Here is a 26,227-nt window from a genome sequence, read left to right as displayed (position 1 = left end):
CCGGGGCCCCTCTCACAGGTGGGCGCCGCTGACGAGATCGTCGATCTCGCCGGGCGCAAACCCCACGAGATCCGGCTCGGCCGAGAGCGCCACGCCGAACCGGTCGAGCACCCCGCGCCGCACGCGCCGCGCCAGGCCGAGCAGCTCCTCCGCCGTGGCGCCGCCGCGGTTGACCAGCGCGAGCGTGTGGCGCGTCGAGATGCCCGCGGCGCCGTGGCGCGTCCCCTTCGCGAAGCCGGCGCGCTCGATCAGCCAGGCGGCGGACAGCTTCACCCGGCCGCCGTCCGCCGGATACCGCGGGATCGCCTCGCCGGGCGCGAGGACGCCCGCCGCCTCGATGCGCGCGATGACGGCCGCGGCGGCGCCGGGGGCGAGCGTCGGGTTCATGAAGAACGACCCCGCGCTCCGGCGGTTCTCGTCCGCCGGATCGAGCACCATCGACTTGCCGCGGCGGAGCGCGATCACCGCGCTGCGCACCTCGCCGAGCGGCGGCGCGGCGCCCCCCGCAGGCGCGGCGAGCGCCCGCTGGAGCTCGGGGTAGCGCGCCGTCGCGGCGCCCCCCGGGCGCAGCGCGAACGTGACGGCCGTGATGACGTACCGCCCGCGCCACGCGCGCTTGAACCGGCTGTCGCGGTAGCCGAAGCCGCAGTCCGCACCGGAAAGGACCGCGGCCACCCCCGTCGCGCGATCGATCGCCCGGACCTCGACGATCGTCTCCGCGACCTCCTGGCCGTACGCGCCCACGTTCTGGATCGGCGTCGCGCCGACGTCGCCCGGGATGCCCGACAGGCACTCGACACCCGCCCAGCCCTCGACGACCGAGCGCGCCACGAGGTCGTCCCACGCCTCGCCCGCCCCCGCGCGCACGAGGGCGCGCCCGGCCTCCCCGCCGTCGCCGGCCCCCGCGCCGCCGTCCTCCCCGCGCCCGCGCAGCAGCTCGATCCCGCGCACGCGCACGCGCAGCACCAGCGCGTCGACGCCCCGGTCCGCGATCAGCAGGTTCGATCCGCCGCCCAGCACGAAGAGCGGCACGCCGCGGGCCTCGGCGAAGCGGAACGCCTCGACCACCGCGGCCTCGCCGTCGACCTCGGCGAAATAGCGCGCCGGCCCGCCCACGCCGAGCGTCGTGAGCGGGGCCAGTTGGACCGACTCGCGGACGTCGAGGCTCACGGCTTCTTCTCCGGCGCCTGCGGCCGCGCCCCGCCGCGGACAGCGCCCGGCCCCTGTGCGGCGCCGGTTTGCCGCGCCGGCGTCGCCGGCCGCGCCACCCGGATGCCCGCCATGAAGCCGCTGTCGACCGCCTGCACCCGCTCGACGAACGCCTTGTACTCGTCGATCGACACCGTCCCCGTCGGCAAGCTCAGCGCGAAGTCCTCCTCGATCGCCGCGCCGTAGCTGCCCTTGCGCGACGCCGCGAGGCCCGCGTGCTCGACGCGCACGCCCTCGGGCGCGCGCGCGACCGCGTAGCCCTCGGGCAGCTCGATCCTGCGGCGCACGTGGTACTGGAGCGCGGTCTCGATGGCGAGCGCGCTCTTGCGGGCTCCCCGCGAGGCGTACGAGGCGCCGAGCGTGCTCGTGTACGCGCGCGGGAACACGAGGTGCACCGGCTCGAGCCCCGGCAGCGTCCACGCCGCGGCGTCCTTGCCCGCAGGCTGCGCGAAGCCGTGGATCGTCACGGTGGCGCGGAGCGCGACCTCCCACGAGCCCTCCGTCGACGAGACGACCACGTCCTCGACGTCGGCCCACGGGAGCCAGCCGAGCACGACGCCCCGGAGCATCTCGCGCCGCGCCGTGCCCACCACGGTCTCGAACGCCTCCGAGAGCGCCTGCGCCGCCCGCCCGTGCAGAAGAATCGTGAACGTTCCCGTGGCGTTACCCTGCACGTCGACCGTCAGCCGCAGGTCGACCTCGTCGCCGGTCTCGCCGCTCGTTCCGGCCACGGTGACGAGCTCGCCGCTCGGCAGCATGGCGGCGCGGCCGCGCAGCTCGGGGCTGATGCGGCCGGGGGGCAGCGGCGGGCCCTCGACGTCGGCGTCGATCCACACGTCGCCGCCCGGAAGGCGGGCGATCACGAGCGGGTGGCGGAAGCGCCCCGCGTGCGGCGGGAAGTCCGCCGACGAGCTGAACGGCTCGGTCTCGGCGATCGCGAGATCGGCGCGCACGCCGAGCTCGCGCAGCGCGCGGTAGACGACCCACGATCGGCTGCCCTGGCCGAGCTCGATCATCGCGCGCGCCGTCGTGCGCTGCGGGCCGCCGCCGAGGAGCGCCGCCATGTCCGAGAGCTCGGCGCCGCCGGCGACCTTCACCGCCTTGCCCGCGGCCGCGACGACGCGCTCGAGCAGCGCGGGCGACGGCGTCCGGTCGGCGCCCGCGGCCTCCCGCGCCCAGCGGGTCATGGTGGGATCGCGGTCCTCGAGCGCGCGGATGTTCTCGTCGAGCGCCGCGGCCACGTGGCCCCAGGTCTGCGTCCCCAGGCTGACGCCGACGCCCATCTCCACGCGAGGCACGCCGTCCTCCATGCGCCGCGGCGGCTGGTCCTTGATGCGCCAGACGCTGACCGTGGAGGCGCCCTCGGCGCGCTGCTCCGCGGCGCCGAGCAGCGGGTGCGACCAGAGCGCGAGCCGGAGCGACGTCGGGCGGCTGACCTCGATCGTCGCCTCGCGGACGCTCGTGCGCTCGGGGAGCAGGTCCCACGTGTCGATGACGAGCTGGCCGCCGTCGCCCGGCAGCGCGTAGCCCTCGGTGACCTGCTCGACGTAGTCGCCCTGCTCGAGCTGGGAGAGGTCGCTCTGGTCCTGCGCGGCGTTCGACGCCGCGTCGGGCGCGAGGATGCGGCCGTCGCGCTTGTGGATGCGGCGGCGCAAGAGGCGCGGCATGGCGCGGCCCTCGATGAGCGGGCCGTAGGTGGCCGCGCCCTGGGCCACGTCCGTGGTGCCGGAGACGCGGCGGAGGTCGTACGTGACGTAGTGGACGAGCCCGTCGGGCGAGATCGTGAACCGCTCGACGTGGCGGAGCACCGCGGTCGCGGCGCCGGGGAGGAACGCCTTCTGCTGGTCCTCGAGCACGAGCTTGCGGCCCTCGGCCTCGAGCGCCGGCGCCGGATCCGGCGCGAGGCCGAGGGCGCGGGTGATGGGGCCGATCCCGGCGGGGGTGTCGCGCGCCGTCGTGCGGTCGCGGGCGAGGCGGCCCCGCACGGCGCGGGCGTCGCCGCGGCCGGCGGCGAGGCCGAGCGCCTCGAGCATCGCCCGCTGCCCCGGCGGCATCGCGTCGTACACGGCGAGCGCGCCGCGCAGGTCGCCGCGGGCGACGCGCTCGCGGAGCTCGACCTCGCGCAGGGCGTCCGGCGCGCGGCGGAGCCGGCGCAGCCGCTTGATCTCGGCGAGGACCGCGTCGCGGTCGCTCGCGTCGAGGAGCGCGCCGAGGCACGCGGCGCTCGAGCGATCGAGCCCGCCCTCGCAGGCGGCCTTCACCGCGTCGACGCCGGCGCGGCCGTGGATGCGGTCGTCGACGACGGCGAGCAGCGTCGAGCCGGGCGCCGCCGCGGCGAGCTTCGCGTAGGCGGCCTCGGCGACGTCGGTGACGTTCGCGCGGCGGGCGACCACCGCGAGCTCCGCGAGGACCATGCGATCGGCGTCGGCGACGGCAGGCGCGCTCGGGCCGGCCAGCCCGGGGGGCGCGACACGGACGCCGAGCTCGCGGAGCGCGTCCATGGTGCCCTCGCCCCGGCCGCCGCGGCGCTCGGCGAGCTCCGCCTTGTAGAGGCGCGCCTCCCAGGACGCGGGCCACGCGGCGAGCACGCGCTCGATGGCGGCGCGGGTGCGCTCGACGACCTCGGCCTCGGGAAGATCGCCCACGCGGCGGATGGCCCTCGCGTAGAGCAGGTCGAGGCGCGGCGAGCGCGGCGCGGCGGTGGCCGGAGGCGGCGCGGACGCCGGCGGGCGCGGCGCGGAGGCGGCCGGGGGCGGCGCGGATGCCGGCGAGCGCGCGTCGCTCTGGCGGAGGCGGCCGTCGCCGTCCGGATCGAGGAGGTGCTCGGCCGCGCGCGCGTCGCCGAGCGCGAGCAGGGCCGCGGCCGCGACCTCGACGTTCGCCGCGCCGGGGCGCTGGCCGGCGGCGCCGCGCGACGCCGGGGCCGGCGCCAGGCTGACGGCGGCGGGCCGGGACGCGGACGCGGTCGCGGCGGCGCCGGGGCGCGGCGCGCGGGCGCGGAGCGGCAGGCCGTTCTCGCCCCACGCGGTGAGCTCGATGGCGTCGCCGTCGCCCTTCTGCGCCACGCGCACGACGACGCGCAGCGTCCCCGGCTGGGCCTCGACCGTCGCGAGGCGCGTGACCTGCGCGCCACCGGCCGCGTACTCGCGGTGGAGGGCGGGAACGCCGCCCACCTCGAGCACGGCGGCGGACGACGAGGCGAGCGCGAGGCTCACCCGCTGGGCGATCGGGTTGTGGAGGTCGACGACCACGGCGCGCGTCCCCTGGAGGGCGCTCACCGCGTCGCTGTCGATGGCGCACGCGTCGGCGCGGACGACGATGGGCGAGGCGCTCTGCGCGAACGGCGCGAGCCCCGGGTAAGCCCTCGCGAGCGGCGCGCCCGGCGCGGAGCTCACGGGGGACGGCCGGGCGAGGCCGTGGAGGGGCGCCGCGTCGAGCGGGCCGACGAGGGCGGCCTCGCCCGCGCAGCCGCGGCGCGCGCTCCAGGTCGCCGCCGCGGCCTCGTCGCCGACGAACAGGGCGATGCGGTGGAGGGCGCTCGCGAGCGCGCCGCGCACGAACGGCATCTCCGGCGCGCCGCGGCCGTCGACGTCCGCGAACGCCCAGGCGCGCTGGAGCCGGCGGGCGACCTCGGGGAGCGCCTCGCGCGAGCGGAAGGCGATGGCCGCGGCGTCGGGGTCGGGGCCGCCCGCGGTGCCGGCGCCGAAGACGAGCGCGTCGAGCGACGCGATCACGGTGGCGAGGGCGCCGTCGTCGCTCGGCGCGTCGACGGCGCGGTCGAGGGCGTCGAGGTACGGCGCGGCGGCGGCCGAGCTCGTGATCTCGGCCTCCAACGCGGCCGAGAACGCGGCGGGGAGCGGCGCGTCGGCGGGGAGCGGCGATGCGGCGCCCCGAGGGGCGCACGCGGCGGGCGCGGCGGCGGCGAGCGCGAGGGGGAGCGCCAGGGCGGCGCGGCGAGCGACGAGGAGGGGGCGGCGAGCGACGAGGGGGCGCTCGGCGAGGCGAGGGCTCCCGGGGCGCTGGCCGCCGCTCCTGGGGCTGCGGGGGTGGGTGGTCACGATCGGCGTCTCCACGGCGCCGCGCGCGCGGTGCCTGTCCGCCGTTCCTTACGGGCCTGGGATTGCCGACGCAAAGGTGAACTTCCGCAGGCCACCGCGATCTACCCGACCTCCGAGGCCCGCCTCGTGTCCTGGACCTCAGCGCCCGCCGCTTCCCGGGAGCCTCGGCGCTGCGCCCCCGGGGGCGCGCGGCGGCGCGCCGTTCGGCGTCGCGCCGCCCGCTGCCACGCGCTGCATGCAGAGCTTCAGGCCCGCGCGGAGGTTTCCGACGGTCGCGATGCCCGACAGATCGAGCCCGAGGGAGACCATCGTCTGCGCCACGTTGGGCCGGATGCCCGTGATGACCCCCTCGGCGCCCAGGAGCCGGATGGCGCGGATGAGCTCGATGAGATAACTCGCTGTCTTCGTGTCGACGATCTCGACGCCGGTGAGGTCCAGGATCGCGAAGCGGGCCCGCTTGTCCACGATGGCGGCCAGGAGGTCGTCCATCACGTCAGCGGCCCTCCTGCTGTCGACGACGCCCATCATCGGGAGGGTCAGCACGCTGTCCCAGACCTCGATGATGGGCGTCGACAGATCGCGGATCACCTGTTGCTGGAGCTCGATGACGTCGAGCCGCGCCTTCAGCTCGTCTTCCCTGAGCTTCGCCTCCGTGGCGTCTTGCGTGAAGCTGACCGCGCCGTTGCGCTCCCCGCGCTCGTCGGTCAGCGGGATGATCCACGTCTCCCAGGCCATCCCGTACGCCTCGACGCGGGTGCGGACGAACTCTCCCCGGACCGCCCTTCGCATCGGATCCATGTCCATCGGCGCGGGAGGCTCGTCGAACACGTTCATTCCGACGAACTGGCCGGGCCTGAGGCCGAGAGACGGGAGCGTCTTGCCCTCGTGGAAGGTGCAGACTCCATCCCGATCCATCCGGGTCACGGCCGTATCCACGGCGCCGAGGATGGCCCGGAGGATCATGTCGCCCTCCTTGAACTTCTCGACGGCCTTGACCTCTTCCGTGACATCCTGCCCGAAGCAGAGCAGCCGAATCGGTTCGCCGCCGTCGTCGAGCACGGGCGCATACCGCCACTCGCACACGACGGCACGCCCGTCCTTGCGGGCATGGGTGTAGCGGTGCGCGGCGCTCTCCTGCCCGAGCGAACGCCCGAAGGTCTCGGCGTCCGGCCCGCTCACGATCGTGTCCGCGAGGCGGCGGCCCACCGCTTCGTCAGCGGTATATCCAAAGATGCGTTCTGCCTCGCCGTTCCACTCGGCGACCACGAGATCGTCGAGTTTTCCCGCGCACTCGATCACCGCGAAAGGCGCGCTGCGGACAGCCCTCATGTAGCTCGCGGCGAGGCCCGGGGATCCGGGAGCAGTCAGTGTGCTCGTCATCTTTCGTCCAAGGTAAACTGGGCCGGCTGTCGGTGTCGAGGACGACCGACCGGAGGCCGGCAGCGAGGACGAGGGGTAAGCCGAGCTTGTGAGATGAACTTCGTCAGGCCGCCCTGCGGGGTCGAGCCCTTCGAGGCAAGGCCCCTTTCCATCGGATGAGGTCGGGGACGAGGAGCCGCTCCACGTCCATCCCTCCGTCCTCATCGCGAAACCAGCCTGGCGTGCTCATCCGTGAACGGTTACATTCAACAGGACGAGGAGGCGCTGCGTCTACAATGAACGCGATCGACTACCGCACGGGTGATGCGACCGATCCCGTCGGAGAGGGGGCGAGGATCATCTGCCACGTCTGCAACGACATCGGCGGCTGGGGGCGTGGGTTCGTGGTCGCGCTCTCGAAGAAGTGGCCCGAACCCGAGGCGCAGTACCGCGCCTGGCATGCCCGGGGTGAAGCAGCTGGATTCAAGCTTGGGGAAATACAGATTGTGAGCGTGAAAGGCGATCTCTCCGTCGCAAACATGATCGCCCAGCACGGCGTGCGTTCGCAGCATGGCGTTCCCCCGATCCGGTATGATGCGCTTGAGCGATGTCTCGCCATGCTCGCGGAGCACGCGCGGCATGTCAGCGCATCAATCCATATGCCAAGAATCGGTTGTGGCCTGGCGGGCGGGGAGTGGCCAGAGGTCGAGTCCATTGTCCAGAGAACGCTCTGTGCTGCCGGACTGTCCGTGCACGTTTACGACCTCTAACGCGGGGAACGACGCCAAGCAGATGAAGCTCATACGCGCAGAAGATAGCCATGTCATGGCGATCGAGAAATGGTTCCCCGATCGGCGAAGCTGCCAGAACTGGGGTGGTCCGCAGTTCAGGTTCCCGTTTACGGACAGTACCTTCCTGGAGGACACGCGGAGCGGTGTGCTGCCCTCCTATGTGATGCTCGGAGCTGATGACCAGCTCCTCGGTTTTGGCCAGTATTACCTGAGGGCCGGTCGCTGTCATCTCGGACGGCTCGTTATATCGCCCGAGCACCGGGGTGCGGGGCTGGGCCGGTGGCTCGTCGGTGGCCTGGTCGAGCTTGGTGTTCAGGAGCTGGGTGTCGGCGAATGCTCCTTGTTCGTCGTTGCGGACAATACGCCTGCAATGCGGCTGTACCGGAGGCTGGGCTTCGTGGAAAGCCAGTACCCGGAAGATGATCCAAGCGTCACCTCCTTGGTGTACATGGTGGTGGTCGCGACCAGACTGGCAGAGCTGCGCCCGTGTGCCCAGTAACGCGCTGCGAACGTGACGCACTCGGAGAGCACATGGGAGTCGACCTCGCCTTTGTCCTGGGCCATTCACTGGGAGCCGCCGAGCTGCTCGCATTCCCCGAGCGTGCGTCGGCCTCCCTCGAGATGCAGCGCGCGGCCCGAATGGCCAGCGAGGATGAAAGTCTGAATCTCGACAGAAGCTGCTATTTATCGCGGTCGTTGACCTTGTGGTGAAACAAGAGATCCAAGCCTTGTGCGCTGTCGCGCTCGAGTCCTTCAAGGACGTGCTCCCCCCAGAGCGCTTCCGCGACGCGCACCGCTGGGTTCACAAGTACGGGGAATGGGGGCTCGCCATGGAGCACGTCATCGACTGGATCGGCGACCTCGATCTCCCTGTCCACCAAGCGCAGTTTGATGCCATCGAGCGCGCGATGGCCGCAATGGGATGGGCTGAGAGCTCAAGGATGAAGTGGCTCCGTGGATATTTCGCGTCGCTCATAGCGCAGAATTCCCATGAGGGTGAGTCTGCATGAAGCTTCACAAGCGCCACGCGCGTGCATGGCGCCCTACAGGAGGAAATCCGATTGCCTGAGCTCCATTTCCGCCGTGCCAATCCCGAGGACGCGGCCCGCCTTCAGGACATCCGGCGCGCGGCCTTTGCACCCGTGTTCGCGTCGTTCCGCTCGATCCTCGGCGACGATCTCTACGAGCTGGCGCAGCGGCGAGACGACGAGGCGCAGGAGGGGCTGCTGACGTCGCTGATGGCGGCCGGCTCGGGCTGGGAGCTGTACGTGGCGCAATCCGGCGACGAGGTCGTCGGCTTCGTGGCGCTCCGGCTCGCTCCGGAGACGCTTGTCGGCGAGATCGGCCTCAATGCCGTCGACCCCGCGCAGGCCGGCAAGGGAATAGGCACCGCGATGTACGAGTTCGCGGCGGCGCGCCTGAAGCAGGCCGGGATGAAGGTCGCCACCGTCGGAACCGGTGGCGATCCGAGCCACGCTCCGGCGCGACGCGCGTACCGGAAGGCGGGGTTCGACATCGAAATCCCCAGCGTGTGGATGTACCGCAAGCTCTGATCTCGCCAGCACGACGACGCGCGCGCGGCTCGCGTCGCCCTCCGACAGCGAGGCGCAGCCGAGCAGATCGCCGCCTGGCCAGGCGCTTGCCGGGGCGCGGCGGTGGTACGCTTCGGCTCGATGAGCGCCCCCGCGAGCCCCGGGCCTGCGGACGTGGTGTGGACCGCGTTCCTCGCACGGATGGGCTTCGTGCGCTTCGACGCCGAGATCTCCAGGCGAGCACGCCTCGCCCCGTATGCGAAGGCCGTCAAGGCGCGGCCGAGCTTTCGCGAGGCGGACGTCTGGGACCGGTTGAGCCCGCTGAAGCTGATCAAACAGGTGCTCTGACCCCGCTCGTGCGCTGGTATACGACGTTGCTGCCCGCGATGTGCGTGGCACAATGCGTTTTGGCGCCGAGCAGGCCGCTGCCGCCCCGCCAAGCGGGCAGTCAGCGTCCAGCCCGCTCGTATCGCATCCGTGCCTCGGGTGATCGCATGAAGACCTACAAGAAGGCAGATTTTCCGGTCGCGGATGTCCGGCGCTTCCTGGAGCCGGGTCCTGTGGTGCTGGTGAGCTCTGCGCACAAGGGCCAGCGGAACATCATGACGATGGGCTGGCACATGGTGATGATGCAGGAGCCGTCCCTCGTGGGGTGCTTCATCTGGGACCAGAACGATAGCCATGAGATGGTGCGGCGCAGCAAAGAGTGCGTGATCAACGTGCCCACGGTCGATCTCGTGCGCGTCGTCATCGGGATAGGGAACAGCCACGGATCCGAGGTCGACAAGTTCGAGCAGTTCGGGCTCACCGCCGTCGAGGCGACGAAGGTCGGCGCGCCCCTCATCGCCGAGTGTTATGCAAGCTTCGAGTGCAAGCTGGTCGACACGAGCGCCGTCAAGCGCCTCAGCCTGTTCGTCTTCGAGGTGGTGAAGGCGCACGTCGCGACATCGCCGCGCTATCCGACGACCGTTCACTACCGCGGCGACGGCGTGTTCATGGTGTCCGGTCGCAACGTCAGCTACCGGAGGCTCTTCAAACCGGAGAACCTGTAGCTCGCCAGGCGCTGGAGATGAGGCCGGCGGACACGAGCGTGGCCGTGTCGACCGGGGCGGACTCTTGGCCGAGCGCGCGCGGTGCTGGTTGCGGCGCCGGGACGGTGCCAGGAAGAGGGCACAAGCAGGAAGCTTGGTGCGGGGCACTGGCCTGCGCGTGCCGAGCCGGATCAGACGAACACTTGACGGAGTATATACGAATGTATATACTCTTTGAGTTATGGGCGCGAGTAGAGCAAAAATATTTCAAAACGGCGGAAGTCAAGCTGTCAGGCTTCCCAAGGATTGCCGGTTCCCCGATGGCGAGGTGCTCGTACGGCGTGAGGGACGCCGCGTGATCCTGGAGCCGATCGACGAGTGGCCTTCGAGCTTTCGTGCCTGCCTTGGGGCCTGGTCGGATGAGATCGAGCGGCCGGCACAGGAGCCCGTCACGGGGATAGAGGATCCGTTCGAATGACGCTCCTCTACATGCTCGACACGGACACCGTGAGCTTCGCTCTCCGCGGATTCGGTGGCGTTCCCACGCGGCTGCTCGAGCACAAACCGTCGGAGATCTGTATGAGTGCGATCACGCTCGCGGAGCTACGATACGGCGCTGATCATCGTCGCTCCACGAAGCTGCATGGTCTCATCGACGCCTTTGCTGCTGCCGTGACGGTCGTCCCTGTCGATGAGGGAGTAGCGGCTCGGTTCGGAGCGGTTGCTTCGGCGCTCGTCCGTCAAGGTACGCCGATCGGCAGCTTCGATACGCTGATAGCGGCGCATGCGCTCGCGCTCGACGTGACCTTGGTGACGAACAACACGAAACATTTCAGCCGCGTGCACGGGCTACGCATGGACAACTGGGTCTGAAATGAACCTCCGGTCGATCAGCCGTCGCAGCCGTCGTCGTGGACGATCGCCCAGCCGAACTCGGGTGCGAGCGCGCCGGTCGCGGCTTCCTGCGTGACGCCGAAGAGCCCTGCGACGAAGCGCAACGGGTGATCCGTACCGTCGCGCACATCGACGAAGTTGACGGGGGCGCTGGAGATCGAGCTCGGGATCTGCAGGAGGCTCGGTCCCTCGGGCTCGAGTATCCAGTCCGTGCGCTTCTCCGCGGCGCGCAGCGCCTGCTCCCACCGGCCGAGATACGGGTTCGGCTCGAGGCGCTCGCCGTTCCGATCGAACGTCTTGAGGTACGGAAAGAGGACGAGGATCCAGCCGGTCAGCTCGCTCGGCCCGGAGCCGCTCTCGTAGCGGAAGAACGAGCGCCAGAACGCCGGGTCGACGTGCCCCTCGGCGGTGCGGACGACCTCGTCGAGCACCGGGAGGAGCGCGTCGGTCCAGGCCTCGAGGCCGAACTCGGACAGCATCGCGGCGCGCCGGCGAACGCTCTTCCAGTCGTCGACGCTGCCCAGCAGCGTGATCGCAGGGATGCCGCAACCAGCCAGCATCTCGTACTCGAAGTAAGGCTGGAACGCGTCCATGAGGACGACCTCCGAGGCGGCGCGCTCCACGGCGCCGGTCGTCGAGAAGTCGGCCACGATCAGGTCGCGCAGGCGGCCGATATGCGCGGCGATCTGCTCCGAGAACGCGGTGAACGCCTCGGGCCATGGATTGGGCTGGCCCAGGAAGAAGTCGGGCCGAACGACGACGAGCTTCTCTTTCCCCTGATGACGGACGAACCGCCCGCGCAGCGCCTCGGCGTTCAGCGCGACATGGTGGGCGAACCCCTGCGCGAGGCAGAGCCACACGGCATCCGGCGACAGAACCAGCGGATGGTGAAGGTAAAATGCATCGTGCGCCGCCTGCGCGAGCGCGTGGGCGTCGGTCGCGGAGACCAGCGGCGCGTCGCTCGGCGAGAACGCCTCGATGCGCGCCACGGGAGGTCGCGGCTTGCCCCAGAGCATTCGCCGCTGCTCCGGCGCGGTGCGCTCACCCCCGCCGAGCAGGCTCGGGATGGCCTTGGCGCGATCGAGCACCTGCATGAGTTGCTGCGGCCGATCGACATCGGACACGGCGAAGGTGATTGACATCGATGCATCCTACCTTACGCATCGACGACACCTCAACGTCGCTTCCCGAGGCTCCCGCTGCTACGATCCGCAGCTCCCGCGCCCCGAGGCCCACCGTCGAACGCGTTATCGCCGCCGCCTTCGATTCAATCGTCTGCGCGATCAGGCAATGGCTCCGGCCCGCTCGCCCGCCAGCGCCGCGCGCTCCCGCGCCGACGAAGCGCGGCGGGCGCACCGGAGGCGCCGCGCGCGCCTCTTCCGTGAGCTTCCTCATCATGGCGGCTATGCGACGCGCGGGAGGAGACGCTCCCGCCGGATAGAGAGCTGAACAACCTCCTGCGATGTGCCGGCCAACCCGCCGACAGCACCGAGAAATCAACGTCCGCGTCGGGAATTCCCCTCAGGACGGCTCGGTAGAAGCCCTGTCCGCGCTTGCAAGAAAGTGGACCGCCCGGCGAAGGTTCTGCTAGGGGGGTCTATCATGATCATCGCGCTCACCGGGCAGAAAGGTGGGATCGGCAAGAGCACCACGGCCGTGAGCCTCGCCGTGGCCGCGCTGGCGAACGGCCGGCGTGTGCTGCTCGTCGACGCCGATCCCCAGGGGACCGTCCGCACGTGGGGCGACGTGGCCGCCGAGGCGGGGCACGATACGCCGACCGTCATGGCCATGGGCGCCTCGATGCACAAGCCGGGACAGCTGCCGGAAGTCGCCGCCGCGTACGACCTCACCGTCATCGACTGCCCTCCGCGCCACGGCGAGATCGCGCGATCGGCGCTGATGGTCGCCGACATCGCCATCTACCCCTGCGGCCCCACGGCCGCGGACGCCTGGGCCCTCACCGCCGCGATCGAGGTGTTCCGCGAGGCCGCCGCGCTGCGGAGCGCGCTCAAGGGCTGCATCCTCATCACGCGCAAGCAAGGCCGCACGGCGCTCGGCAAATCGGCGCGCGCGGTGCTCGAGACGTCGGGCTTGCCGGTGCTCTCCACGGAGCTCGGCTATCGTATCGCCTACCAGGAGTCCCTCGCCTGCGGGCAAGGGGTGACGGGCTACGCACCGCGGGACGCCGCGGCCAGAGAGATCACCCACCTTCTCGAAGAACTGGAGAAGCTTCACCATGGCCAAAAAGCAAGTCGCGGTCTCGCTACGAAAGCCGCCGTCGCCTGAAAAGGCCGACGCGTTCGTCGCGGGGGGCGAAGGCGGCAAAGCGGCGGTCGACGTCGTGAGGTCGAGGCCCGCCGCCGATCAGCGCGCGCACGACGGCGAGACGCCCGTCGAGGCGCGGCAGGAGCGAGAGCGAGCGCAGGAGGCGCCGCAGGACCGAGCACCGGAGGCGCGGCCAGGCGCCGAGCCGCCCGCGGCGACGGCGCCGCAGGCCGCCAGCGCCGCCGCCGGGCCCCAGGCGCTCGCCACCACCTCGGAGCCGCACACCGGCCCGCCGGTGCTCCTCGGCAACGACGGCCGCTCCCGGCGCGCGGTCACCGTCTACCTGCCCGATCCGCTCGCGGATCGGCTGCTGCTCCATTGCATCGAAAACGATCGCGACATGAGCAACCTGGTCGGCGAGGCGGTCGAGGTCCACCTCGACAAGCGCCTCGGGCCGGCGTCCGTCTCCGCGGCCCCGGCTGAGGCCGCCGCCCCCCGCGAGGCGCCGCCCCCGAGCGCGAGCTACCGCACCGAACCGTTCCGTCCGGCGGACACCGGCCCGAAAGGGCGGGTCGGTCGCGTGGTCCAGGTCGGACGGGTGCTGATGACGCTCTGGCGTCAGCGGCCGCGGGCGAGCTGACCGGCCAGCGCGCATCGACTCCGCCCCTATCGCACCTGACTGGCGCGGCCGCCTCGCCGGGAGTTGACGTTCACGTCCATCTCGCCAATGAGAACGTAGGAGACAATGGACGTCGAAGAAAAACTCTTGAACATCCTCCTCGTCGAAGACGACGACGTCGACGTGATGAATGTCCGCCGGGCGTTCAAGCGGAACAACATCTCGAATCCCCTCTGGGTCGCCGGGAACGGCGTCGAGGCCCTCGAGATGCTGCGCAGCGGCGTCGTCCCGGCCGAGCGGCGGCTCATCCTGCTCGACCTGAACATGCCCAAGATGAACGGGATCGAGTTCCTGCGCGAGCTGCGGGCCGATCCGGTGCACGGGGCCACGTCGGTCGTCGTGTTGACCACATCGAACGACGACCGCGACAAGGTGGGAGCCTACAACCTCAACGTGGCTGGTTATCTCCTCAAGCCGGTCACGTTCCTCAGCTTCGTCGAGCTCATGGCGGCGCTCAACAAGTACTGGAGACTTGTGGAGCTACCGTAGCGAAACACATCGGTTTTCCGGTCCTTGTCGTGGCGAGGGGCGCTCCGCGCGGCGCGCGCACTCACGCTCTCCGAGAGACAGCGCGCGTCGGGCCTTCAGGCGCGGTGTCGTGGCGGAGGCCGATCGCGCCCTGACCGGGATGGCGCCCCTCCCGGATCGGCTCGATACGCCGGAAGATGCGGTTCCCCAGGCTCAGGATCGGCGCCGCGACGCCGCGCTACTTGCTGCGCTTGACGACGCCGAGCGCCTTCTGCGCCGCCTTGACGGCCGCCTGCGCCTCCTTGCCGGGGGCGCTCGAGAGCGCCGAGATGAGCGCCGTCGCGACCTCGCGCCGGCTGTGCGCGTGCACGTCCGCGAGCTTGAGGTAGAGCGGCGCCTTGTCGGCGAGATCGGCGTCGCCGCGCCGCGCCTCGATCCGCTCGACGAGGCAGGCCGCCACCGCGGTGTCGTCCATCTTCTTCAGCGCGTCGAGCGCCGCCGCGCGCTTCGCGAGCTCCGGCCGCGCCTCGATGAGGTCCACGAGCGGCGTGAGCGCCACGGGGCCGAACGCGCGGATCGCGTCCGCCACGATGCCGGGCTTGTATCCGTCGGCGTAGGCCGAGAGCAGCTCGCTCAGCCCGCGGACGTCGCCGAGGAAGCCGAGCGCGTACGCGGCGATCTTCGCCTCCCGCTCGTCCACGCCCCGGCTCGCCAGCATCCGCACGAAGGTCTCGACCATCTCGACGTCGCCGAGCTGCGCGAGCGCGTAGGCGGCCTCCTCGCGCACCTCGCGGGAGGCGTCGGCGTAGAACGCGCGCCGGAACGCCGGCAGCGCGGCGAGATCGCCGAGCTCGGCGAGCGCCTTCAGCGCCTCGAGCCGCTCCTCCTTGGTCGGCGCGGCGCCCAGCGTCTTCGCGAGCTCGTGCACGCGCCCGAGCCGCGCGGCGCGCCGCGCGCGCACCGCGTCGTTCCCCGGCCCGCCCGACGGCGCCGCGTGCGTGAGCTGCGTGACGTCGATTACGTCGAGCGCGTCGCGGGCGAGCGCCCGCAGGCCGGCGTCCTTCGCGTGCTCCGCGACCTTGCCGAGCATCGCCGTGGCCTCGGCGCGGGCCGGGCCGCCGTGCAGCACGACCGCCTGCAGCACCCGCACCGCCGTCAGCTTCGCCACGCGGCCCGCCTTCACCGTGAGCGCCTTCTCCGCGGCGGCGATCGCCTCGGCCCCGAGCGGCGCGAACGTCCTCGCGATGGTCGGCGTCGCGGTGCCGTCCGCCCAGATCGGGAAGATGCTCGCCACGAGCTCGCTCGCCGGCAGCGACGCGTAGTAGCGCGCGTGGTGGACCGCGGCGACGTAGCGGTTCATCGCGCCCGCCGCGCGCCGCCGCGCCACCTCGTCCGGGGAGAGCGTCTCGTCGGGCCGCGCCACCGCGACGCTCTCGTAGGTCGGCACGCGCTCGGTCGAGGCGCGGTCGATCTGCGTCGCGCCGGCCAGGCGGACGAGCGCCATCTCGAGCACCTGGTAGAGCTTGATGAAGTCGTCGAGCCGATCGGCCGGCTCGGGCCGCTGCGGCAGCGCCTGGAGCAGCGCGGCCTGCTTCTCGAGGCGGAGGTCGCGCAGCCGCGCGGCCAGCGGGTCCGTCGCGCGCGCGCCGAGCCCGGTCAGGCCCGTGACGAGCGCCTCGGCGAGCTCCTCGCGGACCTCGCCGAGCGCGATGGCCGCGGGCGAGGCGCCCGCCTCGCGGGCGGCGGCGTTCCACGCGGAGCCCTCGAGCGGCCCGCCCCGCGCCGCGCTCCCCTGCTCGAAGACAGGGCGCAGCTCCAGGCCGAGCGGCCCCTCGACGACGGCGGCGAGCGGCCACAGCGTGGGCAGCGCGGCGTCGATGCCGACGTCCCCGAGCAGCGCGCGGAGCCGCGCGTCGCGGAGCGAGCCGGCGAGCCGCTCCTCGAGCGCCGGGTCGTCGGGCAGGTGGAGCGCCTCCCCCTTGTCGTCGACCGCCGCGAGCCGCGCGCCGCGCGCGAAGAGCGTGTCGGTGAGCACCGCCACGGGCACGAGGTCGGGCGCGAAGACGTCCTTGCGGTGCTCCTGGAGCGCCGCGAGCGCCGCGCCGACGTCGGGCAGCGCCCGCGCGAGCACGGACTCGAGGGCGCCGGCGTCGAGCGGGCGCTTGTCGCCGAGATCGCTGAAGTCGACGCGGAGCGGCGGGTAGCCCGGGTAGGTCGTCGCCCGCGCCCCGGCGAGCACCTCGCCGGCGAAGCTCCGCTTCGGGTCGGTCCGCTTCGCCAGGAACACCGGGAGGATCTGCTTCTCGCTGAAGTGGCGGCCCGACTCGAGGTCGATGAAGCGGCTCTCCCGGATGACGAAATCGTCGCTCGTCGTCCGCGTCGAGAAGGCGTACTCGATGAGCGTGAGGCCCTCCGCGGGCTTCCTGTCGGACGCCTTCCACGTCTTGCCGACGAGCTCCTCGACGTGGCGGTCGTCGAGCGGCTCGCCCGCGAGGTGCTTCTCCAGCTTGCGGGCGGTGAGCAGGAGGTCGGCCATCACGTTCGCGTAGGCGACCGCCGGCAGCGCGCCGCGGGGAGCGCCCCGGGCCTGCCGGCCCCCCGCGGCCTGCCCGCGGAGCAGCGCGGCGAGGTCGAGCGTGCGGGCCGAGAGGCGCCGGAGGCGGTTCTCCCGGAGCGCCTCGGCGAGCTTCTCCATCTGCTCGATGCGGTCGCCCCCGATCGTCGCGACGCCGGACACGCCGAGCTCGCGCACGAGCGTGCCGACCTGCTCGACCCCGGACTTCATCATGGCCTGCGCGTTCGCGCTGCCCTTCTTCACGCTCTTGCGCGCGGTGTCCCCGCCCGGCGCGCCGGGCGGCGGCGCCTCGCTCACGGCGAACGACTCGGGCGCGCGCGCCCACGCGATGAGCAGCGCCGCCGCGTGCTTGCAGAACGCGGTGTTGAAGGTCCGCGCCGGGCAGGAGCAGCGCCCCTTGAACGCGGGCGCCGGCGCGTCGCTGTAGACGAGCGACACCTTGTAAGGCGAGGCCCCCGAGCCCTTGGCGTCGCAGAACAGCTTGTTCTCGTGGCGCGCGAGGTTCAGGAGCTGCCCGCCGTCGTAGAGCAGCGTGCCCTTCTTGAGCTCTCCCGCGTCCTGGATGAACGCCCGGAGCTCGCCGGCCCCGATGCGCTTCACGTCGCCCGGGGCCGCGCTCACGGCGCCTCCGCGGGCGAGCGCGCCGGGCGCGGCGCCGTGGGGATCTCGTCGTTCGGGAGCAGCGGATGGGCGGCCGGCATCGGGCTGGAAGCCTATCATGGGCGGCGGCGCGGGAGCTCCTCGCCACCTCCGCCCGCCTCCGCCCGATCAGGCCATCGGGTCATGGGATCAGGCCCTCGGGCCCTCAAGCCGTCAGGCCATCTGTGCGCCGGCGCTGGCGCGCCCCACCGCGGCCTCGCCGAGGCGCGGGTAGTCGATGTAGCCGCGCGGGCCCTCGGAGTAGAAGGTCGCGACGTCGGGCGCGTTGAGCGGCGCGCGGCGCGACAGGCGCTCCGGAAGATCGGGGTTGGCCAGGAAGGGCGCGCCGAAGGAGACGAGATCCGCCGCGCCGGTCCGCAGCGCTGCCTCCGCGGTCTCCAGCGTGTAGCCGCCGTTCACGACGAGGGCGCCGCGGAACCGCTCGCGGAGGAGGGGCGTCACGCGCGCCGCGGCGTCGAGCGCCTGCCCCGAGAGCGGCTCCACGACGTGCAGATAGACGACCTTGCGCGCCGAGAGCTCGGCGGCGACGTGGCCGAAGAGCGCCCTCGGATCGGAGTCGCTCATGTCGTTGAAGTCGGCCAGCGGCGAGACCCGCACGCCGACCCGGTCGGCGCCGAACACCCCCGTCACGGCCTCGGTGATCTCGAGCAGGAGCCGCGCCCGGTTCTCGACCGAGCCGCCGTACCGATCCGTCCTCTGGTTCACGCCGTCCCGGAGGAACTGGTCGATGAGGTAGCCGTTCGCCGCGTGGATCTCGACTCCATCGAAGCCGGCGGCCTTGGCCCGGCGCGCGCCGTCCTCGAACCGCGCGACCACGCCGGCGATCTCGCCCGTCTCCAGGGCGCGCGGGGTGGTGTACGGCTGCGGGCCCTCGGGCGTGTACGCGTGGCCGTTGCGGATGGCGACGGCCGAGGACGAGACGGGCGCCTGCCGGTTCGGCTGGAACGAGGGGTGCGACGCCCGCCCGACGTGCCAGAGCTGAAGGAAGCCGCGCCCTCCCGCCCGGTGGATCGCGTCCGTCACGAGCCGCCACCCGGCGACCTGCGCGTCCGTGTGGATGCCAGGTGTGCGGAGATATCCCACGCCCTCCGGGGTGACCTGCGTCGCCTCGGTGATGATGAAGCCCGCAGAGGAGCGCTGCTCGTAGTACCGCGCGTTGAGCTCGGTCGGCACGTTGCCCTCGCCGGCGCGGCAGCGCGTCAGCGGCGCCATCACGAGCCGGTTCGGCAGCGAGAGGGGGCCGAGCGCGAAGGGGCTGAAGAGCAGGTCTTTGGCGGTGGTCACGATCGATGCTCCTTGCAAAGAAGATGTAGCTTCCGAAAGGGAAGTGGCATCCGTTCGGGGGCATCATGAATCTGCACTGTACGATGTCAAGTCACTTCCCTTTTGGAAGTGGATAGGTCATTCTGGTGCCTGGGACGACACATGAAGCACGCGTGTCAGCACCTCTGCGAGAAGTTTCAGGTCGCGATGGACGTGCTCGCGAAGCCCTGGAACGGGCTCATCATTGCGACGCTCGAGGAGGGGGCGCTGCGCTTCGGCGAGATCGGCGAGCGGCTCGACGCCATCAGCGATCGGATGCTCTCCAGCCGGCTGAAGGAGCTCGAGGCGCTGGGCCTCGTGGTGCGGCGCGTCCTGCCGGGGCCCCCCGTGCGCGTGGAGTACGAGCTGACCGACGCCGGCCGGGGATTCGGCGAGGTGGCGCAGGCGATCTCGCGGTGGGGAGAGCGGCTCGTGGTGAGCGCGGCGCGCGGCGGGGGGGCGAAGCGCGGCGCGCGGGCGGCACGGGCGGCACGGTAACGACCGGCGGCGAAGCGCGCGCGGGCGTCATCCACGGTGCCTCCACGCAGGTCGCGTGACGGATGTCACGAAGGAGTCCGCCCGGTCCTGAGCAGCGCTCAGGCAATACCTGACGCCGAGCGCTCGTGTGGCGAGGTAGCGGCGAGGAGCGAGAGGAGCGCCTCTGTCGAGCTCGAGGTTGCGCTTGCCGCTCAGGTAGAATGGTGATGTAATTCGAGGGCTTCGCATCTCAGTGGCTGTCAAAGCGCGGTGCAGATTCGTAAGATACGAGCTCAGCCGTTAGGCAGGCGAGTGAGGCGTACGAAAGTGCGCGGCAACGAGCCGAACGACGCGGATGAGCTCGCCAAATACGAAGACGTACCTCGCTATGACGCGAAGTGTCAACGCATGGGCGTCCCCTGGGGGTCGCGGTGGATCCGCCGTATGGTACTGCAGCACCAGCGTCGACCGGGGGGGATGAGGCTCGCGCACCAGTTCTGGTTGTCTCTCGTCGTCCCCATCGCGATGGCGATCCTGCTGTATGGCGTCTTCGCGTCGGCGCACCGCAAGCAGGTCCTGCGGGAGGAGGCCACGGCGGAGCTCCGCAACTACGCCACCCTGCTTCAGGCGTTCGTCGAGAGCGCGCTGCAGCGCAGGGACCTCGCGCTCGTCCGGCGGCGGGCGGAGCACTTCGCGAGCGCCGAGCGCATCCTTGGCATCGCCGCGTTCACCAGGGAGGGCGAAGCGGTCTTCGTCACGAAGGGGATCGAGCGCGAAGCAGCGCGCCTCGGGCAGCTCGCGCGCCGGGCGTTCCGTGAAGGAGGCGACATCGAGGAGGCAGCCAGCCTGGTCGGGCAGCCCGTGCTGCTCCGCACGGTCTCCATCCAGCCGAGCAGCGCCAATCAGCCCCTGGTCGCCGTCCTGGTGCGCGATCATCATTACGCCGAGGTGCTGGAGAGGGCGCTGAATCACGGCCTCGCGGTGACGGGCGTCGTGCTGCTGCTGATCAGCGCGGTCGTCGCCGGGCTCGTCGGGCGCTTCACGGTCGCGCTCCCCGCGCGGGCCATCCTCGCCGGGGCCGAGCGCGTCGCGAGCGGCGATCTGGACGCGGCCGTGCCCGAGCGGGGCGCGGAGGAGCTCTCCCGTCTGGCGAGCGCCTTCAACACGATGACCGGCTCTCTCCGCGAGGCGCGGGAGCGCGCCCTGCGGGAGGAGGCGGCGCGCGTGAACGGGGAGCGCAAGCTGCAGCAGGCGCAGGCGCTCGCCGCCGCGGGGCAGGTGGCGACCTCGCTCGGCCACGAGATCGGATCGCCGCTCAACGTGATCCATGGCCGCGCGCGCCGCGCGGCCGATCTGCCCGGCTGCCCGGAGCACCTGCGCGCCGAGCTGGAGACCATCGCGCGACAATCCGAGCGGATCACGCGCGTCGTCTCTCGCCTCGTCTCCCTCGCTCGGCCGCCGAGACCGCAGCAGGCGGACAGCGATCTCAGGCGCGTCATCGACGATGTGGTCGCTTTCCTGGGCCCGGAGTGCAGGAGGCGCGGCATCGAGCCGAGCGTCCTGGGCCCGCTCGAGGGCGGCGCGAGGGCGCGCGTCGCCCTCGACTCCGATCGTCTGTTTCAGGTCGTGTTCAATCTGTGCTTGAACGCCGTCGAGGCCCAATGCAGCGGCGGCGAGCTCGTGGTGCGCGTCTTGCCCGAATGCGATGGTCCGGCGGGCTCTGGCGCCGTGAGCTTCGAGGTCGCCGACGGGGGACCGGGGATCCCTGCGGAGGATCTGCACCGGATCTTCGAGCCGTTCTTCACGACGAAGGCGGCCGGCGGCGGGAGCGGGCTCGGGCTCGCGATCGTCCGTGGGATCGTCCAGGAAGCCGGCGGCTCGGTGGAGGTCGCCGCCTCATCGACAGGCGGGGCGCGCTTCCGGATCACCCTGCCCGCGATCGTTTCCGGTCCGCCGGCGAGCGTGGAGGCGAGCTCAGAGGCGAGCTCGGAAACAAGTATAGAGGAAGGGCAGAAAACATGAGTCTGAGCTCACCGAGTGTATTGGTCGTCGAAGACGACGATGATCTCGGCCGGTTCGTCGTTGACATCGCTACGGACCACGGCTACCAGGCGACGCACGTGGCCGATGCGATGTCGGGCCTCGGTCTGCTCCCGACGGGGGAGTTCGACCTGCTGATCACCGACATCCGCATGCCGGGGATGGATGGCATCGAGCTGATCGCGCGGGCCAAGGAGCACGACCCGACGCTGGCGATCATCGCGATCACCGCGTTCGGCTCCGTCGAGACCGGGATGCGCGCCCTCCGCGTCGGCGCCTCCGACTACCTCTCCAAACCCTTCCGCTCCGATGAGCTAAGCTCTCGCATGCGACGCGCGCTCGAGCGTCGCGCTCGCGAGATCGAGCATGCTCGTCTCCAGAGGCAAGTCGCAGAGGTATTGCGCCGCGGCAAGTCGTGAAACGGCGGTACTCCAGGGTCTCATGACGCCGAGGTCCCCCGGCATCGACGAAGGACGAGGCCTGAACACCTGAAATGGGATCAAGCACTCCAGGCGCGCTATCGTCGTCAGGAAGGTGGTCATGCAATCGAACAACATCGCGGCGACCTCGAAGGACAGGCACGGGAGCGGAGCGAGCAAGAAGAAGTCGCCGCCCCGCAAGCGCGGCGCCAACGGGAGCCACCTGGATGTGCGGGAGATGCAGCTCCAGGCGGTGCTGGAGGTGCTCAAGGCGGTGAAGGCCGGCAACTTCTCCGCCCGCGTCGGCATCGGCGAGGTGCCGGGGACGATCGGTCAGATCGCCGATGAGGTGAACGACGTCGTCCAGCAGCTGCAGACCGTCGGCTCGGAGATCACGCGCGTGGCGCGCGAGGTAGGCACCGAGGGCAAGCTGGGCGCGCAGGCGGAGGTGCAGGGCGTCAGCGGGACGTGGAAGGACCTCACGGACAACGTGAATGTCCTCGCGGGGAACCTGACGAACCAGGTACGCAACATCGCGGTCGTGACGACGGCGGTGGCGAACGGCGACCTGTCGAAGCAGATCACGGTCGAGGCGAAGGGGGAGATCCTCGAGCTGAAGAACACCATCAACAAGATGGTGGAGCAGCTGCGCGCGTTCGCGTCGGAGGTGACGCGCGTGGCGCGCGAGGTAGGCACCGAGGGCAAGCTGGGCGCGCAGGCGGAGGTGCGCGGCGTCAGCGGGACGTGGAAGGACCTCACCGACAACGTGAATGTCCTCGCGGGCAACCTGACGAACCAGGTGCGCAACATCGCGGTCGTGACGACGGCGGTGGCGAACGGCGACCTGTCGAAGCAGATCACGGTCGAGGCGAAGGGGGAGATCCTCGAGCTGAAGAACACCATCAACAAGATGGTGGAGCAGCTGCGCGCGTTCGCGTCGGAGGTGACGCGCGTGGCGCGCGAGGTAGGCACCGAGGGCAAGCTGGGCGCGCAGGCGGAGGTGCGCGGCGTCAGCGGGACGTGGAAGGACCTCACCGACAACGTGAATGTCCTCGCGGGCAACCTGACGAACCAGGTGCGCAACATCGCGGTCGTGACGACGGCGGTGGCGAACGGCGACCTGTCGAAGCAGATCACGGTCGAGGCGAAGGGGGAGATCCTCGAGCTGAAGAACACCATCAACAAGATGGTGGAGCAGCTCCGGACGTTCGCCGCGGAGGTGACGCGCGTCGCGCGCGAGGTAGGCACGGACGGCAAGCTCGGCGGCCAGGCGCAGGTGCCGGGCGTCGCCGGCACGTGGAAGGACCTCACCGACAACGTGAACCAGCTCGCGGGCAACCTGACGAACCAGGTGCGCAACATCGCCCTCGTCACGACGGCCGTCGCCAAGGGCGATCTCTCTCAGAAGATCACCGCCGAGGCGAAGGGGGAGATCCTCGAGCTGAAGGACACCATCAACAAGATGGTGGAGCAGCTGCGCGCGTTCGCGTCGGAGGTGACGCGCGTGGCGCGCGAGGTAGGCACGGAGGGCAAGCTGGGCGCGCAGGCGGAGGTGCGCGGCGTCAGCGGGACGTGGAAGGACCTCACCGACAACGTGAATGTCCTCGCGGGCAACCTGACGAACCAGGTGCGCAACATCGCCCTCGTCACGAAGGCGGTCGCGAGCGGCGACCTGTCCCAGAAGATCGCGGTCGAGGCGAAGGGGGAGATCCTCGAGCTGAAGGACACCATCAACAAGATGGTCGATCAGCTGCGCGCGTTCGCCGCGGAGGTGACGCGCGTGGCGCGCGAGGTAGGCACGGACGGCAAGCTCGGCGGCCAGGCGCAGGTGCCGGGCGTCGCCGGCACGTGGAAGGACCTCACCGACAACGTGAACCAGCTCGCGGGCAACCTGACGAACCAGGTGCGCAACATCGCCCTCGTCACGAAGGCGGTCGCGAGCGGCGACCTGTCCCAGAAGATCACGGTCGAGGCGAAGGGGGAGATCCTCGAGCTGAAGGACACCATCAACAAGATGGTCGATCAGCTGCGCGCGTTCGCCGCGGAGGTGACGCGCGTCGCGCGCGAGGTAGGCACCGAGGGCAAGCTCGGCGGCCAGGCGCAGGTGCCCGGGGTCTCCGGCACATGGAAGGACCTGACGGAGAACGTCAACGTCATGGCCTCGAACCTCACCTCGCAGGTGCGCGGCATCGCCAAGGTCGTGACCGCGGTCGCGAACGGCGATCTCCGCCAGAAGCTCGCCCTGGAGGCCAAGGGCGAGATCGCGTCGCTGGCGGACACCATCAACGACATGACCTACACGCTCCGCGTGTTCGCCGAGCAGGTGACCACGGTCGCGCGCGAGGTAGGCATCGAGGGCAAGCTCGGCGGCCAGGCCAAGGTGCCCGGCGCGGCCGGCACCTGGAGGGACCTCACCGACAACGTGAACCAGCTCGCGGGCAACCTCACCACGCAGGTGCGCGCGATCGCCGAGGTCGCCACCGCCGTGACGAAGGGCGACCTCACGCGGGCCATCTCGGTCGAGGCGCAGGGCGAGGTCCTCCAGCTGAAGGACAACATCAACCAGATGATCTCGAACCTGCGGGACACGACGCGCGCCAACCAGGAGCAGGACTGGCTGAAGACGAACCTGGCGCGCTTCTCCGGGATGATGGCCGGGCAGCGGACGATCGAGGCGCTCTCTCGCCTCATCATGTCCGAGGTGACGCCGCTCGTGTCGGCGCAGCACGGGGCCTTCTATGTGCTCGAGTCCGAGGAGAAGTACCCGGCGCTCAAGCTCACGTCGAGCTACGCGTTCCAGAAGCGCAAGGGCATCTCCAACCGGTTCGCGCTGGGCGAGGGGCTCGTCGGGCAGTGCGGCCTGGAGAAGAAGAGCATCGTCGTCACGGATCTCCCGGACGACTACATCCGGGTGAGCTCGGGCCTCGGCGACGCGCCGCCGCGCAACATCTGCGTCCTGCCGGTGCTCTTCGAGGGCGGCCTCAAGGCGGTCATCGAGCTGGCGAGCTTCCAGAACTTCACGCCCATCCACCTCACGTTCCTCGAGCAGCTCACGCAGTCGATCGGCGTCGTGTTCAACATGATCGGCGCCAGCATGAGGACGGAGGAGCTGCTCCAGGAGCTCCAGAGGTCCAACACCGAGCTCGGCTCGCGGTCGCAGGAGCTGGAGGAGAAGGCGTCGGAGCTCGAGATCAAGAACCGCGAGATCGCGCGCGCCAGCGCCTCCCTGGAGGAGAAGGCGAGGGAGCTGTCGCGCACCTCGAAGTACAAGTCCGAGTTCCTCGCGAACATGTCGCACGAGCTGCGCACCCCGCTGAACAGCCTGCTCATCCTCGCCAGGATCCTCGCGGACAACGAGGAGCACACGCTCACGCCGAAGCAGGTCGAGTACGCGAAGACGATCGCCGCGGCGGGGCAGGACCTCCTGCAGCTCATCAACGAGATCCTCGACCTGTCGAAGATCGAGGCCGGCAAGATCGACGTGAAGACCCAGCGCGTGCTGCTCTCCGAGCTGGCCGAGTACGTCGAGCGGAGCTTCCGGCAGATCGCCGAGCAGAAGGAGCTCGAGTTCTGGGTGCGGGTCGCGACCGGCGTCCCCGCGGGGATTATGACGGATCTGCAGCGGCTCCAGCAGATCCTGAAGAACCTGCTGTCCAACGCGTTCAAGTTCACGTCGTCCGGGCGGATCTCGCTCGAGATCGAGGTGGCCGGCAAGGGGCTCACGTTCAAGCGGGAGACGCTCATCAAGGCGAAGACCGTCCTGGCGTTCGCCGTCACCGACACGGGTATCGGCATCCCGGCAGAGAAGCAGACGCTCATCTTCGACGCGTTCCAGCAGGCGGACGCGTCGACCAGCCGCACCTACGGCGGCACAGGGCTCGGCCTGACGATCAGCCGGGAGCTGGCCAGCCTGCTCGGCGGGGAGATCTCGCTGAACAGCACGCCCGGGCTCGGCAGCAAGTTCACCCTGTACCTGCCGGCGGAGCGGACGGAGCCGAAGGCGACGAGGCCGGCACGCGGCGAGCTGCCCGAGCCGGTCGCGCCGCTCCTCACGAACGGCGCCTCCTCGGTCGCGCTCGCCGGGCGCAGCGTGCTTGTCATCGACGATGACGCGCGCAACGTCTTCGCCATCACGAGCCTGCTCGAGAGGCGCGGGGCGCACGTGGTCCTGGCCGAGAACGCAAGGCACGGTATCGAGATCTTGCGCGAGGCCGATTCGTCCATCGATGTCGTCCTCATGGACATCATGATGCCCGAGCTCGACGGCTACGAGGCGACGCGGGAGATCCGGAGCGATCCTCGCTTCAACGAGCTGCCGATCATCGCTGTGACGGCCAAGGCGATGCCGGAAGATCGACAGAAGTGCCTGGACGCCGGCCTGAACGATTTCGTGGCCAAGCCGGTGGACGAGGGGCGGCTGATGTCGACCATCCTGCACTGGGTGCGGCCGGATTGAGCCACGGAGCCG

General features: G+C 70.9%; 21 protein-coding genes and 1 pseudogene. 16 read left to right on the top strand and 6 right to left on the bottom strand.

The genetic code is table 11. The features are described from left to right. Window positions 1-12: 12 nt before the first annotated feature. The 3 genes from WMF39_RS42555 to WMF39_RS42545 form a co-directional block, all read right to left on the bottom strand. Window positions 13-1,170, bottom strand: coding sequence for a UDP-N-acetylmuramate dehydrogenase (locus WMF39_RS42555; RefSeq protein ID WP_437742162.1), 1,158 nt, complete (start codon window positions 1,168-1,170; stop codon window positions 13-15). Further along, window positions 1,167-5,267 carry a hypothetical protein gene (locus tag WMF39_RS42550; protein WP_437742161.1) on the bottom strand — a complete coding sequence of 1,367 codons (4,101 nt, stop codon included), beginning with the start codon at window positions 5,265-5,267 and terminating at the stop codon, window positions 1,167-1,169. The genes WMF39_RS42555 and WMF39_RS42550 overlap by 4 nt, the downstream gene beginning before the upstream one ends. A 138-nt stretch (window positions 5,268-5,405) precedes the next feature. Beyond that, window positions 5,406-6,647, bottom strand: coding sequence for a PAS domain-containing protein (locus WMF39_RS42545; RefSeq protein ID WP_437742160.1), 1,242 nt, complete (start codon window positions 6,645-6,647; stop codon window positions 5,406-5,408). A gap of 275 nt (window positions 6,648-6,922) precedes the next feature. On the opposite strand from WMF39_RS42545, the gene WMF39_RS42540 reads away from it, so the two are divergent. The 9 genes from WMF39_RS42540 to WMF39_RS42500 all read left to right on the top strand — a co-directional run bounded on the left by WMF39_RS42540 (window position 6,923) and on the right by WMF39_RS42500 (window position 10,853). Continuing rightward, window positions 6,923-7,396 carry a macro domain-containing protein gene (locus WMF39_RS42540; RefSeq protein ID WP_437742159.1) on the top strand — a complete coding sequence of 158 codons (474 nt, stop codon included), beginning with the start codon at window positions 6,923-6,925 and terminating at the stop codon, window positions 7,394-7,396. Window positions 7,397-7,418: 22 nt separating this feature from the next. Next, on the top strand, window positions 7,419-7,916 hold the full coding sequence (locus WMF39_RS42535; RefSeq protein WP_437742158.1) for a GNAT family N-acetyltransferase: 498 nt from the start codon (window positions 7,419-7,421) through the stop codon (window positions 7,914-7,916). A gap of 32 nt (window positions 7,917-7,948) precedes the next feature. Continuing rightward, entirely contained in the window at window positions 7,949-8,128 is a 180-nt protein-coding gene (locus tag WMF39_RS42530) for a hypothetical protein (protein WP_437742157.1), read from the top strand. Next, complete coding sequence (locus WMF39_RS42525; protein WP_437742156.1) at window positions 8,125-8,427, top strand: MafI family immunity protein; 303 nt, start codon at window positions 8,125-8,127, stop codon at window positions 8,425-8,427. Before WMF39_RS42530 ends, WMF39_RS42525 begins: the two co-directional genes overlap by 4 nt. Before the next feature lie 51 nt (window positions 8,428-8,478). Beyond that, window positions 8,479-8,970 (top strand): N-acetyltransferase family protein, encoded by a 492-nt coding sequence (locus WMF39_RS42520; protein ID WP_437742155.1) that lies wholly within the window; start codon window positions 8,479-8,481, stop codon window positions 8,968-8,970. 120 nt (window positions 8,971-9,090) lie between these two features. Then, window positions 9,091-9,297, top strand: a complete 207-nt coding sequence (locus tag WMF39_RS42515; RefSeq protein ID WP_437742154.1) for a hypothetical protein — start codon at window positions 9,091-9,093, stop codon at window positions 9,295-9,297. A 146-nt stretch (window positions 9,298-9,443) separates the two neighbouring features. Further along, window positions 9,444-10,001, top strand: coding sequence for a flavin reductase family protein (locus tag WMF39_RS42510; protein ID WP_437742153.1), 558 nt, complete (start codon window positions 9,444-9,446; stop codon window positions 9,999-10,001). Between the two features lie 220 nt (window positions 10,002-10,221). Next, window positions 10,222-10,458 carry an antitoxin gene (locus tag WMF39_RS42505; RefSeq protein WP_437742152.1) on the top strand — a complete coding sequence of 79 codons (237 nt, stop codon included), beginning with the start codon at window positions 10,222-10,224 and terminating at the stop codon, window positions 10,456-10,458. Beyond that, window positions 10,455-10,853 carry a type II toxin-antitoxin system VapC family toxin gene (locus WMF39_RS42500; RefSeq protein ID WP_437742151.1) on the top strand — a complete coding sequence of 133 codons (399 nt, stop codon included), beginning with the start codon at window positions 10,455-10,457 and terminating at the stop codon, window positions 10,851-10,853. Before WMF39_RS42505 ends, WMF39_RS42500 begins: the two co-directional genes overlap by 4 nt. A 17-nt stretch (window positions 10,854-10,870) precedes the next feature. On the opposite strand, the gene WMF39_RS42495 is transcribed toward WMF39_RS42500, so the two are convergent. Continuing rightward, entirely contained in the window at window positions 10,871-12,016 is a 1,146-nt protein-coding gene (locus WMF39_RS42495) for a DUF4419 domain-containing protein (RefSeq protein ID WP_437742150.1), read from the bottom strand. Between the two features lie 460 nt (window positions 12,017-12,476). Here WMF39_RS42495 and parA point away from each other — a divergent pair, with 460 nt between their 5' ends. From parA to WMF39_RS42480, 3 genes are all read left to right on the top strand, one after another. Beyond that, window positions 12,477-13,160 carry a ParA family partition ATPase gene (gene parA, locus WMF39_RS42490; protein WP_437527358.1) on the top strand — a complete coding sequence of 228 codons (684 nt, stop codon included), beginning with the start codon at window positions 12,477-12,479 and terminating at the stop codon, window positions 13,158-13,160. Continuing rightward, window positions 13,111-13,779 carry a hypothetical protein gene (locus WMF39_RS42485; RefSeq protein ID WP_437742149.1) on the top strand — a complete coding sequence of 223 codons (669 nt, stop codon included), beginning with the start codon at window positions 13,111-13,113 and terminating at the stop codon, window positions 13,777-13,779. Before parA ends, WMF39_RS42485 begins: the two co-directional genes overlap by 50 nt. 105 nt (window positions 13,780-13,884) lie before the next feature. Continuing rightward, on the top strand, window positions 13,885-14,307 hold the full coding sequence (locus WMF39_RS42480) for a response regulator (protein WP_437742148.1): 423 nt from the start codon (window positions 13,885-13,887) through the stop codon (window positions 14,305-14,307). A 217-nt stretch (window positions 14,308-14,524) separates the two neighbouring features. On the opposite strand, the gene WMF39_RS42475 is transcribed toward WMF39_RS42480, so the two are convergent. Then, on the bottom strand, window positions 14,525-17,482 hold the full coding sequence (locus WMF39_RS42475; protein ID WP_437742147.1) for a HEAT repeat domain-containing protein: 2,958 nt from the start codon (window positions 17,480-17,482) through the stop codon (window positions 14,525-14,527). Window positions 17,483-17,674: 192 nt separating this feature from the next. After that, window positions 17,675-18,805 (bottom strand): alkene reductase, encoded by a 1,131-nt coding sequence (locus WMF39_RS42470; RefSeq protein ID WP_437742146.1) that lies wholly within the window; start codon window positions 18,803-18,805, stop codon window positions 17,675-17,677. A 141-nt stretch (window positions 18,806-18,946) separates the two neighbouring features. On the opposite strand from WMF39_RS42470, the gene WMF39_RS42465 reads away from it, so the two are divergent. From WMF39_RS42465 to WMF39_RS42450, 4 genes and pseudogenes are all read left to right on the top strand, one after another. After that, window positions 18,947-19,321 carry a winged helix-turn-helix transcriptional regulator gene (locus tag WMF39_RS42465; RefSeq protein ID WP_437742145.1) on the top strand — a complete coding sequence of 125 codons (375 nt, stop codon included), beginning with the start codon at window positions 18,947-18,949 and terminating at the stop codon, window positions 19,319-19,321. A gap of 456 nt (window positions 19,322-19,777) precedes the next feature. Beyond that, window positions 19,778-21,322, top strand: a complete 1,545-nt coding sequence (locus WMF39_RS42460) for an ATP-binding protein (RefSeq protein ID WP_437742144.1) — start codon at window positions 19,778-19,780, stop codon at window positions 21,320-21,322. Next, window positions 21,319-21,759 (top strand): response regulator, encoded by a 441-nt coding sequence (locus WMF39_RS42455; protein WP_437742143.1) that lies wholly within the window; start codon window positions 21,319-21,321, stop codon window positions 21,757-21,759. Before WMF39_RS42460 ends, WMF39_RS42455 begins: the two co-directional genes overlap by 4 nt. A 241-nt stretch (window positions 21,760-22,000) precedes the next feature. Continuing rightward, window positions 22,001-26,215 (top strand): annotated as a pseudogene (locus WMF39_RS42450) (HAMP domain-containing protein); the annotation flags it as partial. Between the last annotated feature and the right edge of the window lie 12 nt (window positions 26,216-26,227).

Source organism: Sorangium sp. So ce1504, from assembly GCF_051521635.1.
Lineage (GTDB): Bacteria > Myxococcota_A > Polyangia > Polyangiales > Polyangiaceae > Sorangium > Sorangium cellulosum_B.
The sequence above is the reverse complement of the archived record's forward strand: the minus strand, read 5'-3'. Positions and strand labels throughout refer to the sequence as shown.

What these genes read in the sequence shown, in the direction of transcription:
- WMF39_RS42545 (WP_437742160.1), bottom strand. Translation starts at nt 6,647, where the DNA reads ATGACGAGCACACTGACTGCTCCCGGATCCCCGGGCCTCGCCGCGAGC.
- WMF39_RS42540 (WP_437742159.1), top strand. Translation starts at nt 6,923, where the DNA reads ATGAACGCGATCGACTACCGCACGGGTGATGCGACCGATCCCGTCGGA.
- WMF39_RS42535 (WP_437742158.1), top strand. Translation starts at nt 7,419, where the DNA reads ATGAAGCTCATACGCGCAGAAGATAGCCATGTCATGGCGATCGAGAAA.
- WMF39_RS42530 (WP_437742157.1), top strand. Translation starts at nt 7,949, where the DNA reads ATGGGAGTCGACCTCGCCTTTGTCCTGGGCCATTCACTGGGAGCCGCC.
- WMF39_RS42515 (WP_437742154.1), top strand. Translation starts at nt 9,091, where the DNA reads ATGAGCGCCCCCGCGAGCCCCGGGCCTGCGGACGTGGTGTGGACCGCG.
- WMF39_RS42510 (WP_437742153.1), top strand. Translation starts at nt 9,444, where the DNA reads ATGAAGACCTACAAGAAGGCAGATTTTCCGGTCGCGGATGTCCGGCGC.
- WMF39_RS42505 (WP_437742152.1), top strand. Translation starts at nt 10,222, where the DNA reads ATGGGCGCGAGTAGAGCAAAAATATTTCAAAACGGCGGAAGTCAAGCT.
- WMF39_RS42500 (WP_437742151.1), top strand. Translation starts at nt 10,455, where the DNA reads ATGACGCTCCTCTACATGCTCGACACGGACACCGTGAGCTTCGCTCTC.
- WMF39_RS42495 (WP_437742150.1), bottom strand. Translation starts at nt 12,016, where the DNA reads ATGTCAATCACCTTCGCCGTGTCCGATGTCGATCGGCCGCAGCAACTC.
- parA (WP_437527358.1), top strand. Translation starts at nt 12,477, where the DNA reads ATGATCATCGCGCTCACCGGGCAGAAAGGTGGGATCGGCAAGAGCACC.
- WMF39_RS42485 (WP_437742149.1), top strand. Translation starts at nt 13,111, where the DNA reads ATGGCCAAAAAGCAAGTCGCGGTCTCGCTACGAAAGCCGCCGTCGCCT.
- WMF39_RS42480 (WP_437742148.1), top strand. Translation starts at nt 13,885, where the DNA reads ATGGACGTCGAAGAAAAACTCTTGAACATCCTCCTCGTCGAAGACGAC.
- WMF39_RS42465 (WP_437742145.1), top strand. Translation starts at nt 18,947, where the DNA reads ATGAAGCACGCGTGTCAGCACCTCTGCGAGAAGTTTCAGGTCGCGATG.
- WMF39_RS42460 (WP_437742144.1), top strand. Translation starts at nt 19,778, where the DNA reads ATGAGGCTCGCGCACCAGTTCTGGTTGTCTCTCGTCGTCCCCATCGCG.
- WMF39_RS42455 (WP_437742143.1), top strand. Translation starts at nt 21,319, where the DNA reads ATGAGTCTGAGCTCACCGAGTGTATTGGTCGTCGAAGACGACGATGAT.